Origin of the sequence: Streptomyces sp. NPDC015345, assembly GCF_043078805.1 — a bacterium.
Classification (GTDB): domain Bacteria; phylum Actinomycetota; class Actinomycetes; order Streptomycetales; family Streptomycetaceae; genus Streptomyces.
Genome location: NZ_JBIBTX010000015.1, coordinates 1 through 15570, shown reverse-complemented (window position 1 = coordinate 15570; position 15570 = coordinate 1). Strand labels below are relative to the sequence as shown.

Sequence of the window (15570 nt, the reverse complement as noted above, 5' to 3'; positions counted from 1 at the left end):
GCTGATGTCATTGTGGGCGGGCCGCGAGGCCCGCCCACAAGAACCTACGGCGCGGTGCGCCGCCGACGCGAACCGGGCCTGCGCTCGCTCGGGCGTGTCACCGGGTCCCCGGCGTCCAGCGCCGCGGCCCGCCGCCGCGAACCGAAGTCCGCCAGCGCCTGAGCCAGCTGGTGGACCGACGGCTCCGGGGCCATCACGTCCACCCGCAGCCCGTGCTCCTCCGCGGTCTTCGCCGTGGCGGGACCGATGCAGGCGATCACCGTCACGTTGTGCGGCTTGCCCGCGATGCCGACGAGGTTGCGCACCGTGGAGGACGACGTGAAGAGCACGGCGTCGAAGCCGCCGCCCTTGATCGCCTCCCGCGTCTCGGCCGGCGGCGGCGAGGCGCGCACGGTCCGGTAGGCGGTGACGTCGTCGACCTCCCAGCCCAGGTCGATCAGGCCCGCGACCAGCGTCTCGGTGGCGATGTCGGCCCGCGGCAGGAAGACCCGGTCGATCGGGTCGAAGACCGGGTCGTACGGCGGCCAGTCCTCCAGGAGCCCCGCGGCCGACTGCTCGCCGCTCGGCACCAGGTCCGGCTTCACACCGAAGGCGATCAGCGCGGCGGCGGTCTGCTCACCGACGGCCGCGACCTTGATCCCGGCGAAGGCACGCGCGTCGAGCCCGTACTCCTCGAACTTCTCCCGCACCGCCTTGACGGCGTTGACGGAGGTGAAGGCGATCCACTCGTACCGCCCGGTGACCAGGCCCTTGACCGCGCGCTCCATCTGCTGGGGCGTGCGCGGCGGCTCGACGGCGATGGTCGGCACCTCGTGCGGCACCGCGCCGTAGGACCGCAGCTGGTCGGAGAGCGAGGCCGCCTGCTCCTTCGTACGCGGTACGAGCACCCGCCAGCCGAAGAGGGGCTTCGACTCGAACCACGACAACTGGTCGCGCTGGGCAGCGGCGGAACGCTCGCCGACCACGGCTATGACGGACCGGCCCCCGTCGGGCGAGGGCAGCACCTTCGCCTGCTTGAGGACCTGCGCGATGGTGCCGAGCGTCGCGTTCCAGGTGCGCTGGCGCGTCGTCGTACCACCGATCGTCACCGTCATCGGGGTGTCCGGCTTGCGGCCCGCGGCCACCAGCTCGCCCGCGGTGGCCGCGACGGAGTCAAGCGACGTGGAGACCACCGCGGTGCCGTCGGACGCGCCGACCTCGCTCCAGCAGCGGTCGGAGGCGGTGCGGGCGTCGATGAAGCGGACGTCCGCGCCCTGCGCGTCGCGCAGCGGCACACCGGCGTACGCGGGCACACCGACCGCGGCCGCGACGCCCGGCACGACCTCGAAGGAGATCCCCTCGGCGGCGCAGGCGAGCATCTCCTCCGCCGCGTGCGTGTCCAGGCCGGGGTCGCCGCTGACCGCGCGCACGACCCGCCTGCCACCCCTCGCGGCCTCCATGACAAGATTGGTGGCGACTCGGAACGTCGCCGTGTCCGCGGTCGTTGACGCCTCGTCAGCGCCCGTCGGCCCAGGTGTGTCCACACCTCCCCTGGCGTGCACACGGACGACGTCGAGTACATCCGGCTCGGCGATCAGCACATCCGCTCGGGCCAGCGCCTCGACGGCGCGCAGGGTCAGCAGTCCCGGATCTCCGGGTCCGGCACCGAGGAAGGTGACGTGCCCGTGTGCGGGAGTGCCGGGAAGGTTCGAGGTGGGGCTCAAAGTGCTCGCTCCCCCATCAGACCGGCCGCGCCCTTGGCGAGCATCTCGACCGCGAGTTCGCGGCCCAGCGCCATGGCTTGGGTCTCCGTCTCGGGCACGGGACCGGTGGTGGACAGCTGCACCAGCGTCGAGCCGTCGGTCGTACCGACGACACCGCGCAGGCGCATTTCCTTGACAATCTGTTCGTCGGCATGGGGGTCCCCCCGCTCGAGCGAAGCCGAGAGTGGGGGAAGGTCGGCCAGCGCGCCCACAGGCGCGCTGCAACCGGCTTCCAGGGCGGCGAGCAGGGACCGCTCGGCGGTCACGGCGGCCCGGGTGAACGGGTCGTCGAGCTCGGCGAGCGCGGCGGCGAGTGACGCGTTGTGCGCGGCACACTCGATCGCCAGTGCCCCCTGGCCGGGGGCGGGCAGAACGGTGTCGACCGACAGGAAGTCGGTCACCTCGTCGGTCCGGCCGATGCGGCTCAGTCCGGCGGCGGCGAGCACGACGGCGTCGAGCTCCCCCTTGTGCACGTATCCGATGCGGGTGTCGATGTTCCCGCGGATCGGCACGGTCTGGATGGTCATTCCGTGGCTGCGCGCGTAGGCGTTCAGCTGCGCCATGCGGCGCGGCGAACCGGTACCGACGCGCGCGCCGTCGGGGAGCCCGGCGAAGGTCAGCCCGTCGCGCGCGATCAGCACGTCGCGGGGGTCCTCGCGCCGCGGCACCGCGGCGAGCACCAGCTCGTCGGGCTGCGTCGTCGGCAGATCCTTCAGCGAGTGCACGGCGAAGTCCACCTCGTCACGGAGCAGCGCATCGCGCAGGGCGGCGACGAAGACGCCGGTGCCGCCGATCTGCGCCAGGTGCTCGCGCGAGGTGTCGCCGTACGTCGTGATCTCCACGAGCTCGACGGGGCGGCCGGTCACCTGCCGTACCGCTTCAGCCACTTGGCCCGACTGGGCCATGGCCAGCTTGCTGCGCCTGGTCCCGAGCCTCAGAGCCCTCTCGGTCATGCCCGGCCTCTATTCGGGTCGTAATTCTCGTGGTTCTGGTGGTTCTCGCGGTTCTCGCCGTTCACATCGGCCGCGTCGTTCGCGTCGGTCAAGTGGTCGGCGCGGCTGACCGCCGCGACCTTCTGCGGGTCGAGGTCGAAGAGCGTGCGCAGCGCGTCCGCGTACCCGGCGCCGCCCGGCTCGCCGGCCAGTTGCTTGACCCGGACCGTCGGCGCGTGCAGCAGCTTGTCCACGACGCGGCGCACCGTCTGGGTGATCTCCGCGCGTTGCTTGTCCTCAAGGCCCGGCAGCCGTCCGTCGAGCCGCGCGATCTCGCTCGCCACCACATCGGCGGCCATGGTGCGCAGGGCGACCACGGTCGGCGTGATGTGCGCGGCCCGCTGCGCGGCACCGAAGGCGGCGACCTCGTCGGAGACTATGCCGCGCACCTGCTCGACATCGGCGGCCATGGGCGCGTCGGCCGAGGCCTCGGCCAGCGACTCGATGTCGACCAGCCGTACGCCGGGGATACGGTGCACGGCGGCGTCGATGTCACGCGGCATGGCCAGGTCGAGCAGCGCGAGGACGGCCGGGCGGGCCGCGCCGGCGAAGGACACGGGCTTGCGCCGCTCCGGCAGGCGCCCGGTCACGCTCGCGGCGGCGACCAGCGCGGCGATGGCGTCGGCCTCGGCCCGCGGGTCCGCCGCGGTGTCGCGCCGCTCGGCCGGGGCGTTGTCCACCCAGGCGGCGTGCTGCTCCAGGGAGGCCGCGTCTATCCCGGCGACGGCGGCCTCGCCCGCGACGGAGAAACCGCGCGGGGCGGCGGTGAGGTCGACGGGGCAGCCGTCGTCGGCGACGGTGGGCTGCGCGGCCTGCGCGGCGGATCCGCTCCTGGACTGCGCCGGTACGTCACCGGGGCGGCTGTCGGCGGGGACGCGCCCCTCGACGGCGGCGGCGACGGCGTCCGCCGTCAGCACCAGGCCGGTCGCGCCGGTGCAGGACACCGCCACATCGGCACGTGTCAGTTCGTGGGCCACCTGATCCATCGGTACGGCGCGCGCGCTCACGCCCGTGCCGCCCTGCTCGCTCAGGATGGCGGCGAGCCGCTCGGCGCGCTCCAGGGTGCGGTTGGCGACCACGACCTCCTCGACCCCGGCCCGCGCGAGCGTCGCCGCGGCGAGCGAGGACATGGAGCCCGCGCCGATCACCAGGGCGCGCTTGCCCTTGGCCCAGGTCTCGACCGGCCCGCGCGCGGCGAGCTGTTCGAGGCCGAAGGTGACGAGCGACTGCCCGGCCCGGTCGATGCCGGTCTCCGAGTGCGCCCGCTTGCCGACCCTGAGGGCCTGCTGGAACAGGTCGTTGAGGAGACGGCCCGCGGTGTGCAGCTCCTGCGCACGCGCGAGGGCGTCCTTGATCTGCCCGAGGATCTGCCCCTCGCCGACCACCATCGAGTCGAGCCCGCACGCCACCGAGAAGAGGTGGTGGACGGCGCGGTCCTCGTAGTGCACGTACAGATAAGGGGTGAGCTCTTCCAGGCCCACGCCGCTGTGCTGCGCGAGCAGCGTCGACAGCTCGGCGACACCGGCGTGGAACTTGTCGACGTCGGCGTACAGCTCGATGCGGTTGCACGTGGCGAGCACGGCCGCCTCGGCGGCGGGCTCGGCGGCCAACGCGTCCTGCAACAGCTTGGCCTGCGTGTCCGCGGGCAGCGCGGCCCGCTCCAGGACGCTCACCGGAGCGCTGCGATGGCTCAGCCCTACGACCAGGAGACTCATGCCGGCATCACGGCGGGGACGTCCCCGTCGGGTCCCTTGCGCTGCTGCTTGGCGGCGACCGGCGGCACGACGCCGTCGGCGGCGGCCTCCTCGCCGGCCTTGCGCTGCTCGTGGAAGGCGAGGATCTGGAGCTCGATGGAGAGATCGACCTTGCGCACGTCGACGCCGTCCGGCACGGACAGCACGGTCGGCGCGAAGTTCAGGATGGAGGTCACACCGGCGGCCACGAGCCGCTCACAGACCTGCTGGGCGGCGCCGGCCGGGGTGGCGATGACGCCGATGGAGACGCCGTTGTCCTCGATGATCCGCTCGAGGTCGTCGGTGTGCTGCACGGGCATCCCCGCGACAGGCTTTCCGGCCATTGCCGGATCGGCGTCGATGAGCGCCGCGACCCGGAAACCACGCGAGGCGAAGCCGCCGTAGTTGGCCAGCGCGGCGCCGAGGTTACCGATGCCGACGATGACAACCGGCCAGTCCTGGGTCAGCCCCAGTTCACGGGAGATCTGGTACACGAGATACTCGACGTCATAGCCGACGCCTCGCGTCCCGTACGAACCGAGGTACGAGAAGTCCTTGCGCAGCTTCGCGGAGTTGACTCCCGCGGCGGCCGCGAGCTCCTCGGAGGAGACCGTGGGCACCGAGCGCTCCGACAGTGCGGTGAGGGCTCGGAGGTACAGCGGAAGCCTGGCGACGGTGGCCTCGGGAATCCCTCGGCTGCGGGTCGCCGGTCGGTGAGTTCGGCCAGTTGCCACGGTGCTCCTGCGGGTAGAGCGGGGCTGTAGGCGGTCACTCGTCCCCAGACCGCCCCGTCGAATGCAGGCTATGTCTTTGTGAACGCGTGCACAAAGATTGTGTCCGATTTGCCCGGCCAACGTGACCGGGGTCACGCGCCCCCGGCGCACATTTTCGGAACCGGCGCGCGGGCAGCGTCGTTGATCACCTGATGGGGGCAAAACCGCACACTCTCCTCACGATCATCGCCCCCGAGACCAAAACCGCCCCAAAGCGTAGACGACTTCGCGGACGGTTTGGACTACCCGGTCAGTAGGTTCCGGGCCGTCACCCGGCCAGCTCGCGGCGCAGCCGCTCCTCGTCGACGCGCCAGAAGGTGTGCTGCTCCCCGTCCACCAGGACCACCGGGATCTGCTCCCAGTAGGCCCGGTGCAACTCCTCGTCCTGCGTGATGTCCTTCTTCTCCCATGCGGCGCCCACCTCCGCGCAGACCTTCTCGATCACCAGCTGTGCGTCATCACACAGATGACAGCCCGGCTTCCCGATCAGGGTGACCGTGCGATCCGCGGGCTTCTTCTTCTCCGTACGACGAAAAATCGGGCTCATGCCCCCATTCTCGCCCCGCCGACGCGCCCGGCGGAGGTACCGGGCCGCTCCCCTTCGGCGGGCCGGTCCCGAAGAGTTCACCGGGCCTCACCTCACCGACATCCCGCCGACTCCGGAACCTCCGAACGAACTAGCTATGCTCACGGCATGGCCGCTCTCGGATGGCTCACCCCCCGTAGGCGCTCCGCCACGGCGCGGAGCGTGTTGGCAGGCGAGGCCTCGGCCGAGGCCGCCCGCAAGACCTCCCAGGAGCTGGAGGCGCTCGCCGGACAGGCCGCGCCCGACGAAGGGCCGGGCGAACCGGAGTTCCCGGTCGTCGGCGACGTGCGGGCCGCCGCGTTCTTCGACCTCGACAACACCGTGATGCAGGGCGCCGCGATCTTCCACTTCGGCCGCGGCCTCTACAAGCGGAAGTTCTTCGAGCGCCAGGAACTGTTCCGGTTCGCCTGGCAGCAGGCGTGGTTCCGGCTCGCCGGCGTCGAGGACCCCGAGCACATGCAGGACGCCCGCGACAGCGCCCTGTCCATCGTCAAGGGCCACCGCGTCGCCGAGCTGATGACCATCGGCGAGGAGATCTACGACGAGTACATGGCCGAGCGCATCTGGCCCGGCACCCGCGCCCTCGCCCAGGCCCACCTCGACGCGGGCCAGAAGGTCTGGCTGGTCACCGCGGCCCCGGTGGAGATCGCCACGGTCATCGCCCGCCGCCTCGGCCTGACCGGCGCCCTCGGCACCGTCGCCGAGTCCGTCGACGGCGTCTACACCGGCAAGCTCGTCGGCGAGCCCCTGCACGGTCCCGCCAAGGCCGAGGCCGTGCGCGCACTGGCCGCCGGCGAGGGCCTGGACCTGTCCCGCTGCGCCGCGTACAGCGACTCGCACAACGACATCCCGATGCTCTCGCTCGTCGGCCATCCGTACGCGATCAACCCCGACGCCAAGCTGCGCAAGCACGCCCGCGAGCGTGACTGGCGGCTGCGCGACTACCGCACGGGCCGCAAGGCCGCGAAGGTCGGCATCCCCGCCGCCGCCGGTGTCGGCGCGCTCGCGGGCGGCACGGCCGCGGCCATCGCCCTGCACCGCCGCCGCCACTGACCCGCCGCTGACCGCCGCCGCCCCGCCGGATCCGGCGAAGACCGCCGGTCAGCGCGCATTCCCCCGGTCCTACCCCGCCCGGCCCCCGGCCAGTCCCGGTGGTTGAAGTCGGCCACAACACGCCCCGCGGCGCGACGGAATGTGAACCGTTCCGATCAACAACCGCTCACTCTCTGGTACTTGATGCGACTCCGTTCAGTAACAGAAGCGACGTAATCGGTGATTTGAGCAACTGGGTGTAGCGCTGCCTGTACGAAGCGTTATTCTCCTCAGACGCATATCGGACCCCACACGTCGCTACGACGAGTGAAAGGTTCCGTACTGCACGTGATGGAAGCTCTGCCTCTGGGAGTCCCGTGTACCCACACGTCGGGGTTGACGCCTCGGGCCTGGCTACGCTGCGCGCAACGGTCATCGACCGCTTGCGCGGCTTCGTCCCCACCGCGTACGCCGTCCCCGCCGTCCCCGCCTTCGCCGTCCCCGCACCCGCCGGGCCCTGCTATGCCCTGGCGGACGGCGGTGCGGCCGTCGGCAGACGGGCCCGTTCCGGCGCCGCTGCCGCCACCTCTACGCCCACCCCCCGCCGTCCCGCCGCGGACAGCGACAGCGCCCGCATGATGGACCTCGTCGAACGCGCCCAGGCCGGCGAGTCCGACGCCTTCGGCCGCCTCTACGACCAGTACAGCGACACGGTCTACCGCTACATCTACTACCGCGTCGGCGGCAAGGCGACCGCCGAGGACCTCACCAGTGAGACCTTTCTGCGCGCCCTGCGCCGCATCGGCACCTTCACCTGGCAGGGTCGTGACTTTGGCGCCTGGCTGGTCACGATCGCCCGCAATCTGGTCGCCGACCACTTCAAATCGAGCCGGTTCCGCCTCGAAGTGACCACCGGCGAAATGCTCGACGCCAACGAGGTCGAGCGCAGCCCCGAGGACTCCGTCCTGGAGTCCCTCTCGAACGCGGCACTGCTCGAAGCCGTCCGCCGCCTCAACCCCCAGCAGCAGGAGTGCGTGACCCTGCGCTTCCTCCAGGGCCTCTCCGTCGCCGAGACCGCGCGCGTCATGGGCAAGAACGAAGGCGCGATCAAGACCCTCCAGTACCGCGCGGTGCGCACCCTCGCCCGCCTCCTCCCGGACGACGCGCGCTGACCCACTGACTCACCGACACACCGCCGCACTTCCTCTCCGTAGCGGCCAACTCACCGACCGTGGCGGCCGGATGGCCGCCACGGCCCTTCGGCGATTCTTCGCGGTCCGATCATCCTGACGTCCGTAACCCAAGTGCCGCGACGCTCGTTGTGCGGGATGCAGGCTCCCTGTGGTCGCAACCTGACGTTTCCCGGACTCGCCATGAGCCGGGGACACCCCACTCGCTCACCCGATCGCGTGGACGTGGTCAGACCATGCAACCCTCAGGACCCCCTGGGGAGTCGACCGTCTTGACGAGAGGAGGTGCCGCCAGTGATCGCGAACGTATCGGCCCACCGGCGGGCGAACGCCTTCGCCCAGGCCCTGGAGGAGCATTCCGACCAGGACCCGGCGGCCGAGCAGTCCGAGGACTCCGCGTCCACCGCGCCCGCGGCCGCGTCCGTGGAGTCCCCCGAAACCACCGCGGCCCGCGCCGTACCGACCGAGCAGGGCCGCATGCTGGCCCTGGCGGACGGTCTCGACGCGCTGCCCAAACCAGCCCTCGATCCCGAGGTCAAGGTCGTCCAGCGCGCTCAGCTCGTGGCCGCGATGGAAGCCATGTTCCTTGAGGGCGGCAGTGCCTCGGTGCCCGAACAGCGCTCCCGCAAGGGCGCCCACCGCGCGGGTCCGCTGCACAAACTGCGGCCCCGCTCCCGGCTGTCCAAAGGCATCGCCGCAGGCGGTCTCACCGTCGGCGTCGCCGCGGGTGCCTTCGGCGGAGTCGCCGCCGCCAGCTCCGACGCCCTGCCGGGCGATTCGCTCTACGGCCTCAAACGCGGCATGGAGGACCTCAAGCTGGGCCTGGCCGACGGCGACGCCGACCGGGGCCAGCTCTTCCTCGACCAGGCCTCGACCCGGCTGAGCGAAGCACGCAGGCTCATGGAGCGCGACCGCGCCGGCTCCCTGGACCACGAGTCCGTCGGCGAGGTCAGGCGGGCCCTCTCCGGCATGCGGCACGACGCCACCGAGGGCCACCGCCTGCTCCTGGAGGCGTACGAGCGCGACGGGTCGCTCGGCCCCATCCAGGCGCTGTCCGCGTTCTCCCGGTCGCACCGCCAGAGCTGGAGCGACCTCCAGGGCCGCCTGCCGGTCCAGCTGGGCGACGTGGGCAAACAGGTGGACTCCGTCTTCGACGCCATAGACGAAGAGGTCGAACCGCTGCGCTCCCTGCTGCCCCGCGCCCCCGAGAACGGCGGCAAGCCCGGCCGGGCCCCCCAGGACCCCACGGGCTCCCAGGGCACGGACGGGCACCCCTCCGCCCCCTCGGGCAGCGGCGGCGGGCACGACGGCGACACCCGAGGCGACAGCAAGCCGAAGCCCTCCTCGCCGCGCGAGACGGGCGACGACGTCCTCGGTGGCAGCGTGGGCGGCCTCCTCGACCCGCCGGACGACAAGGCGACGCCGTCCCCGTCGGACGGCAAGGGCAAGCCCGGCAGGGGCGGCAGCCCCTCGGCCAAGCCGGACGTCACCCTCCCCCCGATCCTGCCCGGCCTGCTCCCGGAGCTCGGCATCGACGAGGAGGACGCGAGGTAATCCACGTCAGTACGCAGTTGAGGGCGCCCTCCCACACGGAGGGCGCCCTCGACCGTGCAGGACGTCAGAAGAACACCGAGCGCCGCTGCACAAGCAGCTTGTACAGCGAATGCTGGATCTGCTCGCGCACCTGGTCCGTCAGGTTGAACATCAGCATCGGATCCTCCGCCGCCTCCGGCGGATGACCGTCCGTCGCGATCGGCTCCCCGAACTGGATCGTCCACTTCGTCGGCAACGGCACCGCGCCCAGCGGCCCGAGCCACGGGAACGTGGGCGTGATCGGGAAGTACGGGAACCCGAGCACCCGCGCCAGCGTCTTCGCGTTGCCGATCATCGGGTAGATCTCCTCCGCCCCGACGATCGAGCACGGCACGATCGGGGAGCCCGTGCGCAGCGCCGTCGAGACGAAGCCGCCGCGGCCGAACCGCTGGAGCTTGTAGCGCTCGCTGAACGGCTTCCCGATGCCCTTGAAGCCCTCCGGCATCACCCCGACCAGCTCGCCCCGCTCCAGGAGCCGCTCCGCGTCCTCCGCGCACGCCAGCGTGTGCCCGGCCTTGCGGGCCAGTTCGTTGATGACCGGCAGCATGAAGACGAGGTCGGCGGCGAGCAGCCGCAGATGCCGGCCCTGCGGGTGGTGGTCGTGCACCGCGACCTGCATCATCAGGCCGTCCAGCGGCAGCGTCCCGGAGTGGTTGGCGACGATCAGCGCCCCGCCCTGTGCGGGGATGTTCTCGATGCCCTTCACCTCGACCCGGAAGTACTTCTCGTAGAACGGGCGGAGCAGCGACATCAGGACCTGGTCGGTGAGCTCCTCGTCGTAGCCGAAGTCGTCGACCTCGTACTCACCGGTCAGCCGTCGCCGCAGGAAGGCGAGGCCGCCCGCGACGCGCCGGTCCCAGTCGCCGCCGCGCGGCCGCGCCGCCCGCTCCCGGGGCCGCGCGGACTCCCGCTGCTGCTCTTCCTCCCGCCGGGCGTCCGGCGGCCCGCCCTGCCGGCCCGGCAGCGTCTTGACGGTCTCGGCCGTCTGGACGGTCCTGACCTCCGTCACGGACCCGGCATCGCCCGTGCGCCGCGGCGCGGGCCTGCGGCGCGGCGTGCGCTGCGTACCACCGCGTGAACGGTCGTCGTCGAACGGAATGACCTTGGCGTCCGCCATCGTTGACGCTCTCCTCAGTTGGCGCATCGGTTGCCGCCCACGAAGGGCAGCGCGGCGATCCGGTCGACTGCCCCGGCGAGGGCAGCGGGCGGCAGCAGTCCGGGACCTCGGCTGCGTACGAAGTCCGCGAAGGTCTCCGCGGTCGTGTACTTCGGCCTGAACCCCAGAGTCTCGCGCATCTGCCGGGTGGCCACGACCCTGCCATGCGTGAGCAGGCGGATCTGCTCCGGCGAGAAGTCCGTCGCGCCGAGCGTGCGCAGCGCCGTGCCGACCCAGGTGACGGCCGGCAGGAGCACCGGCACGGTCGGCCTGCCGAGCCGCCGCGAGCACTGCGAGAGCAGCAGCTGGCCGTCGCCCGCGATGTTGAACGTGCCGCTGTTGAGCGTGCCTCGCCGCGGTTCGTGCGCGCCCAGGCGCAGCACCTCGACCGCGTCGTCCTCGTGGACGAACTGCAGGCGCGGGTCGTAGCCGAAGACGGTGGGCAGGACCGGCAGCGAGAAGTACTCGGCGAGCGGTGACTCCGCGGCGGGCCCCAGGATGTTCGCGAAGCGCAGCACGCACACCGCGACATCGGGGCGGCGCCGCGCGAAGCCGCGCACATAGCCCTCGACCTCGACCGTGTCCTTGGCGAAGCCGCCGCTGGGCAGGGACTTGGGCGTCGTCGTCTCGGTGAAGACCGCCGGGTCCTTGGGCGCGGAGCCGTACACGCTCGTACTGGACTTCACCACGAGCCGCCGCACCGTCGGCGACTTCTGGCAGGCACCGAGCAGCTGCATGGTGCCGATGACGTTGGTCTCCTTGACCGAGCCCCGGCCGCCCCGGCCGAGCGCGGTGGCCGTGACGTCCATATGGACGACCGTGTCCACGTCGTACTCGGCGAGCACCTTGGCGATCGCGGGCTGCCGGATGTCGGCCCGGACGAAGTCGGCGCCCCCCAGATGGTGCTCGGGCGGGACCGCGTCGACGGCGATCACCCGTTCGACCTCTGGGTCGCGCTGGATCCGCCGGACGAACCGTCCGCCCAGCTGCCGGGCCACTCCGGTCACGAGCACGACCTTGCCCAAGATCAGCGCCTGCCTTTCCCCAACGTCGCCGCACACCGTGGACTGTGTCCTGGCCCACGCTAGCGGGTCGGTGTGGCGCTGTGATGACCGCGCGCTGCGTGAAGTGACGACGGACACAGGGGTACGTACGGACCAACCGCCCACCTCTCAAGTACCGCGAAGAGAGGCCCCAAACATGCCGAAGCCCTCCCACCGGGTGGTGGGAGGGCTTCGGGACGCGCTGTGCAGCGATCGCCTACTTCTTGTTGCGACGCTGAACGCGAGTGCGCTTCAGCAGCTTGCGGTGCTTCTTCTTGGCCATCCGCTTACGCCGCTTCTTGATAACAGAGCCCACGACTACCCTCGCTCACTTCTCTTCACTCGGTGCGGGGCAGCAGACTGGGCCCACACGACCTACGTCGGCCTAGCCTACCCGCACCCGCGTGAGGGACGTAATCGAGGGCCAAAGGATCCCGCGCCGACCCTGCCACGAGGGGCCCGCGAGCCCTTCGCTCAGCCTGCCTCGACCCCCACATAGGACTCGCGGAGGTACTCGTGAACCGCCTGCTCGGGGACCCGGAAGGACCTTCCGACCCGAATGGCGGGCAGATGACCGCTGTGCACCAAGCGGTACACGGTCATCTTGGACACTCGCATCACCGAGGCGACTTCCGCCACGGTCAGGAACTGAACCTCGTTCAGCGGCCTCTGGTTATCAGCCATGACACCCCACCTGAACCTTCCGCACATGACGGGCACCGGCTTCCCCTTCCGGTGACTCTTCGTCGCTGCGCGCTCACTCCCCAGACTAGGGGCGGATGATGCGAGTGGGGAAGAGGAGCAGCCATCGGCCGCCTACTGTGACAGACACGCTCGATTGAGTACATAGCGAGTAAGCGGTCGGTAGTAATCAGACCGCACAGCGTCATCAAGCGGAACGACGACGGACACCTGTCCCTCGGCCTCTCCGACGAACAGCGCGGGGTCGTCCGTATCCGCCAGACCGATCGCCTCAAACCCCAGCTGACCTGCTCCGCAGACCCATCCGTGGTCTCCGACGACAAGCCCGGGAAGCGGCCCGCCGGCCTCCGCGGCGGCCCCCAGAACGGCCCGAACAGGGAGCGGTGAATGGGTGTGTGCGCCGGTCTCACTCCCGGTGGGACGCACGCCGGGTTCGCGCACCAGCGCGACTCCTTGTACGTAGTCAAGGTTGTACGTGCGTAGGCCGAACCGGGTCGTTATGTCGACACTGTTGCCCTGCGCGGGGGTGAGGACGGTGCATCCGGCCGCCGACAAGGCGTCCGCCAACGCGGCGTAGAACCCCAGCAGCCGGTGCGGGTGGCCGGTCCCGAAGAGTACGGGAAGCCGCCGCCGAGCCGCCTCCGAGAGCCGCTCCGCGAACGCGTCGAGCGCCCTCAGTGTCCGCTCCGGATCGATGACGTCGGTGCCCGTGGTGTGCCGGGGGTCGGCGGACACCCCGCACTTGTCGGCCATCAGCCGCAAGAGGTCCGCCGGACCCCAGCTCCACTCGGGGTCGAGCCCCAGCAGTATCCGGGGATCCCGGGCCGCGAAGAGCCGATAACTGCGCAGGCTGTCTTCCCTGGCCGTGGCCACGGGTCCGGCCAGCCGAGCCGCCAACAGATGCGCACGCAGGGCGCCGGTGGTCAACACGGTGCGATGTTGGCGCATACCGTCCGCGTGCTCCCCGAAAACCCGGAAAACACCGCACAGTTGGCGTAACGCCCCGTATCCTCCCGCTCAGGGCAGCAGCCCCCGCAGCGGGAACGCCGCCCGCCGAGCCGCGAGCACCGCCTGGTCGAGCCGGTCCGCGGGGTCGTACCCCGACTCCCACTCCTGCCAGCCCACGGGCCACCGCCCGTCCGTCATCCGCGCCGGCGCCAACTGCCGCGTACGGGCGAACACTTCCTGCCGCCAGGCCTCCGGGATCGCCGCCGCCGGCTCCACGGGCGCCCCCGCGGCGATGCCGACCAGATGCGTCCAGGACCGCGGCACGACGTCCACCACGGCGTATCCCCCGCCCCCCAGGGCGACCCACCGCCCCTCGGCGTACTCATGGGCCAGCTCATGGCAGGCGACCTGCACCGCCCGCTGTGCGTCCAGCGAGACGGCGAGGTGCGCGAGGGGGTCCTCGAAGTGCGTGTCGGCGCCGTGCTGTGTCACGAGCACCTGCGGCCGGAACTGGGCGAGCAGTTCGGGCACCACGGCGTGGAAGGCCCGCAGCCACCCCTCGTCACCGGTCCCGGCCGGCAGCGCCACGTTCGCCGCGGACCCCTCGGCCGCGCCCGCCGCGCCGGTCTCCTCGGGCCACCCGGTCTGCGGGAAGAGCGTCCGGGGATGCTCGTGCAGCGAGATCGTCAGAACCCGCGGGTCCTCCCAGAACACGGCCTGCACGCCGTCCCCGTGGTGCACGTCGACATCCACATACGCGACCCGCTCGGCGCCCAGCTCCAGGAGCCGCGCGATGGCCAGCGCCGGGTCGTTGTAGACGCAGAACCCCGAGGCGCCGCCGGGCATGGCATGGTGCAGCCCGCCCGAGAAGTTCACCGCGTGCAGGGCCTCACCGCGCCACACCGCCTCGGCGGCCCCCACGGACTGCCCGGCGATCAGCGCCGACACCTCGTGCATCCCCGCGAACGCCGGGTCGTCCTCGGTGCCGAGGCCGTACTCCCCGCGTGCGGACGCCGGATCGGCGGAGGCCGCCTTGACCGCCGCCACATAGTCCTCGCGGTGCACGAGCCGCAGCGTCGAGTCCCCGGCACGCTTGGCCGCGACCACGTCCAGCTCCTTGTCGAGCCCGAAGGCACCGACGAGACTTCGGGTCAGCCCGAGCCTGACCGGGTCCATGGGGTGCCCCGGGCCGAAGTCATAGCCCGTTACTGCCTCGTCCCACATCAGCTGTGCGCGGCCGCTCATGCCCGTCACCGTATCGGTCCACTCCGGGGGCGAAGGAACGGGCGTACGACCGAGGGGCAGATGTCACGCCAGCAAACGCGGCAACTCCCGTATGTCCTCGAAGAGTCCGGTCGCGCCCGACAGCCGCTCGGCGGGCGTCATCGCGGTGAACCCATAGACGTCCATGCCCGCGGCCACCGCGGCCCGCACCCCGAGCGGGCTGTCCTCCACGACCACGCACTTCTCGGGCGCCACACCCATCCGCTCGGCCGCGTACAGAAAAAGATCGGGCGCCGGCTTCCCCCGCCCCACGTCCTGCGAACTGAAGATCCGCTTCTCGTCGAACCACGTGTCGAGCCCCGCCGCGCGATGCCCGACCCGAATCCGCTCATGGCTCCCGGAAGAGGCCAGACAGTAGGCGACCCCATCGCCGGCAAGCTTCTCCAGCACCTCGACGGCTCCCTCCACAGGCTTCAGCTCACGCTCGAAGGCAGCAAAGACCCGCCCGTGAAAAACCTCGTCGAAGTCCGCGGGAAGCCGCTGCCCACTCCGCTCGAGCACCAGATCGTGTACGCGATGGACGGCGCCCCCCATGTAATCGCGCAAGGAGTCCTCGTACGAGGTGGGATGCCCGAGCTCGGTCAGATACGCGGCGAGGATCGTATTGGAGATCGGCTCGCTGTCCACGAGCACGCCGTCGTTGTCGAAGATGACCAGGTCGTATCGCATATCCCGACCCTAAGCTCTCACCCATTTCCCCGGAACGCAGAAAACCCCCGCACCGTAAGGTGCGGGGGTTTCCCGTTCAAAATTAGTTCGGCGGCGTCCTACTCTCCCACAGGGTCCCCCCTGCAGT

The 15570-nt window shown here is 71.2% G+C and carries 15 protein-coding genes; 3 read left to right on the top strand and 12 right to left on the bottom strand.

Annotated elements, in window-relative coordinates; all coding sequences use genetic code 11:
* Positions 1–44: 44 nt before the first annotated feature.
* From ACF062_RS38110 to ACF062_RS38090, 5 genes are all read right to left on the bottom strand, one after another.
* Positions 45–1703, bottom strand: coding sequence for a uroporphyrinogen-III synthase (locus tag ACF062_RS38110; protein WP_392144667.1), 1659 nt, complete (start codon positions 1701–1703; stop codon positions 45–47).
* Positions 1700–2695, bottom strand: coding sequence for a hydroxymethylbilane synthase (hemC, locus tag ACF062_RS38105; protein WP_392144666.1), 996 nt, complete (start codon positions 2693–2695; stop codon positions 1700–1702). Before hemC ends, ACF062_RS38110 begins: the two co-directional genes overlap by 4 nt.
* Entirely contained in the window at positions 2692–4449 is a 1758-nt protein-coding gene (locus tag ACF062_RS38100) for a glutamyl-tRNA reductase (RefSeq protein WP_392144665.1), read from the bottom strand. The genes hemC and ACF062_RS38100 overlap by 4 nt, the downstream gene beginning before the upstream one ends.
* The gene (locus tag ACF062_RS38095; protein WP_223776037.1) at positions 4446–5201 is read right to left on the bottom strand and encodes a redox-sensing transcriptional repressor Rex; all 756 of its coding nucleotides are present in this window, start codon (positions 5199–5201) and stop codon (positions 4446–4448) included. The genes ACF062_RS38100 and ACF062_RS38095 overlap by 4 nt, the downstream gene beginning before the upstream one ends.
* A 307-nt stretch (positions 5202–5508) precedes the next feature.
* Positions 5509–5787, bottom strand: coding sequence for a glutaredoxin family protein (locus tag ACF062_RS38090; RefSeq protein WP_205039274.1), 279 nt, complete (start codon positions 5785–5787; stop codon positions 5509–5511).
* Positions 5788–5934: 147 nt separating this feature from the next.
* Between ACF062_RS38090 and ACF062_RS38085 the strand changes: the two genes are divergently transcribed.
* The 3 genes from ACF062_RS38085 to ACF062_RS38075 all read left to right on the top strand — a co-directional run bounded on the left by ACF062_RS38085 (position 5935) and on the right by ACF062_RS38075 (position 9602).
* Complete coding sequence (locus ACF062_RS38085; protein WP_392144664.1) at positions 5935–6879, top strand: HAD family hydrolase; 945 nt, start codon at positions 5935–5937, stop codon at positions 6877–6879.
* Between the two features lie 356 nt (positions 6880–7235).
* On the top strand, positions 7236–8030 hold the full coding sequence (locus ACF062_RS38080) for an ECF subfamily RNA polymerase sigma factor, BldN family (protein ID WP_223776035.1): 795 nt from the start codon (positions 7236–7238) through the stop codon (positions 8028–8030).
* Between the two features lie 312 nt (positions 8031–8342).
* A complete protein-coding gene (locus tag ACF062_RS38075; protein ID WP_392144663.1) occupies positions 8343–9602 on the top strand; it encodes a DUF5667 domain-containing protein in 1260 nt (419 codons plus the stop codon).
* A 64-nt stretch (positions 9603–9666) separates the two neighbouring features.
* On the opposite strand, the gene ACF062_RS38070 is transcribed toward ACF062_RS38075, so the two are convergent.
* The 7 genes from ACF062_RS38070 to ACF062_RS38040 all read right to left on the bottom strand — a co-directional run bounded on the left by ACF062_RS38070 (position 9667) and on the right by ACF062_RS38040 (position 15443).
* A complete protein-coding gene (locus tag ACF062_RS38070; RefSeq protein WP_392144662.1) occupies positions 9667–10758 on the bottom strand; it encodes a lysophospholipid acyltransferase family protein in 1092 nt (363 codons plus the stop codon).
* 14 nt (positions 10759–10772) lie between these two features.
* Entirely contained in the window at positions 10773–11822 is a 1050-nt protein-coding gene (locus tag ACF062_RS38065) for an NAD-dependent epimerase/dehydratase family protein (protein ID WP_392144661.1), read from the bottom strand.
* A gap of 235 nt (positions 11823–12057) precedes the next feature.
* A complete protein-coding gene (locus ACF062_RS38060) occupies positions 12058–12156 on the bottom strand; it encodes a 30S ribosomal protein bS22 (RefSeq protein ID WP_003948845.1) in 99 nt (32 codons plus the stop codon).
* A 158-nt stretch (positions 12157–12314) separates the two neighbouring features.
* Positions 12315–12524: a helix-turn-helix domain-containing protein gene (locus ACF062_RS38055; RefSeq protein ID WP_157996488.1), complete on the bottom strand. Its 210-nt coding sequence runs from the start codon at positions 12522–12524 to the stop codon at positions 12315–12317.
* 132 nt (positions 12525–12656) lie between these two features.
* Entirely contained in the window at positions 12657–13472 is an 816-nt protein-coding gene (locus tag ACF062_RS38050) for a phosphatase (RefSeq protein ID WP_392144660.1), read from the bottom strand.
* Between the two features lie 87 nt (positions 13473–13559).
* A complete protein-coding gene (locus ACF062_RS38045) occupies positions 13560–14735 on the bottom strand; it encodes an acetoin utilization protein AcuC (protein ID WP_392144658.1) in 1176 nt (391 codons plus the stop codon).
* Between the two features lie 63 nt (positions 14736–14798).
* Positions 14799–15443: an HAD family hydrolase gene (locus ACF062_RS38040; RefSeq protein WP_392144656.1), complete on the bottom strand. Its 645-nt coding sequence runs from the start codon at positions 15441–15443 to the stop codon at positions 14799–14801.
* Between the last annotated feature and the right edge of the window lie 127 nt (positions 15444–15570).

Excerpts from the sequence above, each read along its gene's own strand:
- hemC (WP_392144666.1), bottom strand. The coding sequence starts at position 2,695 with ATGACCGAGAGGGCTCTGAGGCTCGGGACCAGGCGCAGCAAGCTGGCC.
- ACF062_RS38100 (WP_392144665.1), bottom strand. The coding sequence starts at position 4,449 with ATGAGTCTCCTGGTCGTAGGGCTGAGCCATCGCAGCGCTCCGGTGAGC.
- ACF062_RS38090 (WP_205039274.1), bottom strand. The coding sequence starts at position 5,787 with ATGAGCCCGATTTTTCGTCGTACGGAGAAGAAGAAGCCCGCGGATCGC.
- ACF062_RS38085 (WP_392144664.1), top strand. The coding sequence starts at position 5,935 with ATGGCCGCTCTCGGATGGCTCACCCCCCGTAGGCGCTCCGCCACGGCG.
- ACF062_RS38070 (WP_392144662.1), bottom strand. The coding sequence starts at position 10,758 with ATGGCGGACGCCAAGGTCATTCCGTTCGACGACGACCGTTCACGCGGT.
- ACF062_RS38055 (WP_157996488.1), bottom strand. The coding sequence starts at position 12,524 with ATGGCTGATAACCAGAGGCCGCTGAACGAGGTTCAGTTCCTGACCGTG.
- ACF062_RS38045 (WP_392144658.1), bottom strand. The coding sequence starts at position 14,735 with ATGAGCGGCCGCGCACAGCTGATGTGGGACGAGGCAGTAACGGGCTAT.
- ACF062_RS38040 (WP_392144656.1), bottom strand. The coding sequence starts at position 15,443 with ATGCGATACGACCTGGTCATCTTCGACAACGACGGCGTGCTCGTGGAC.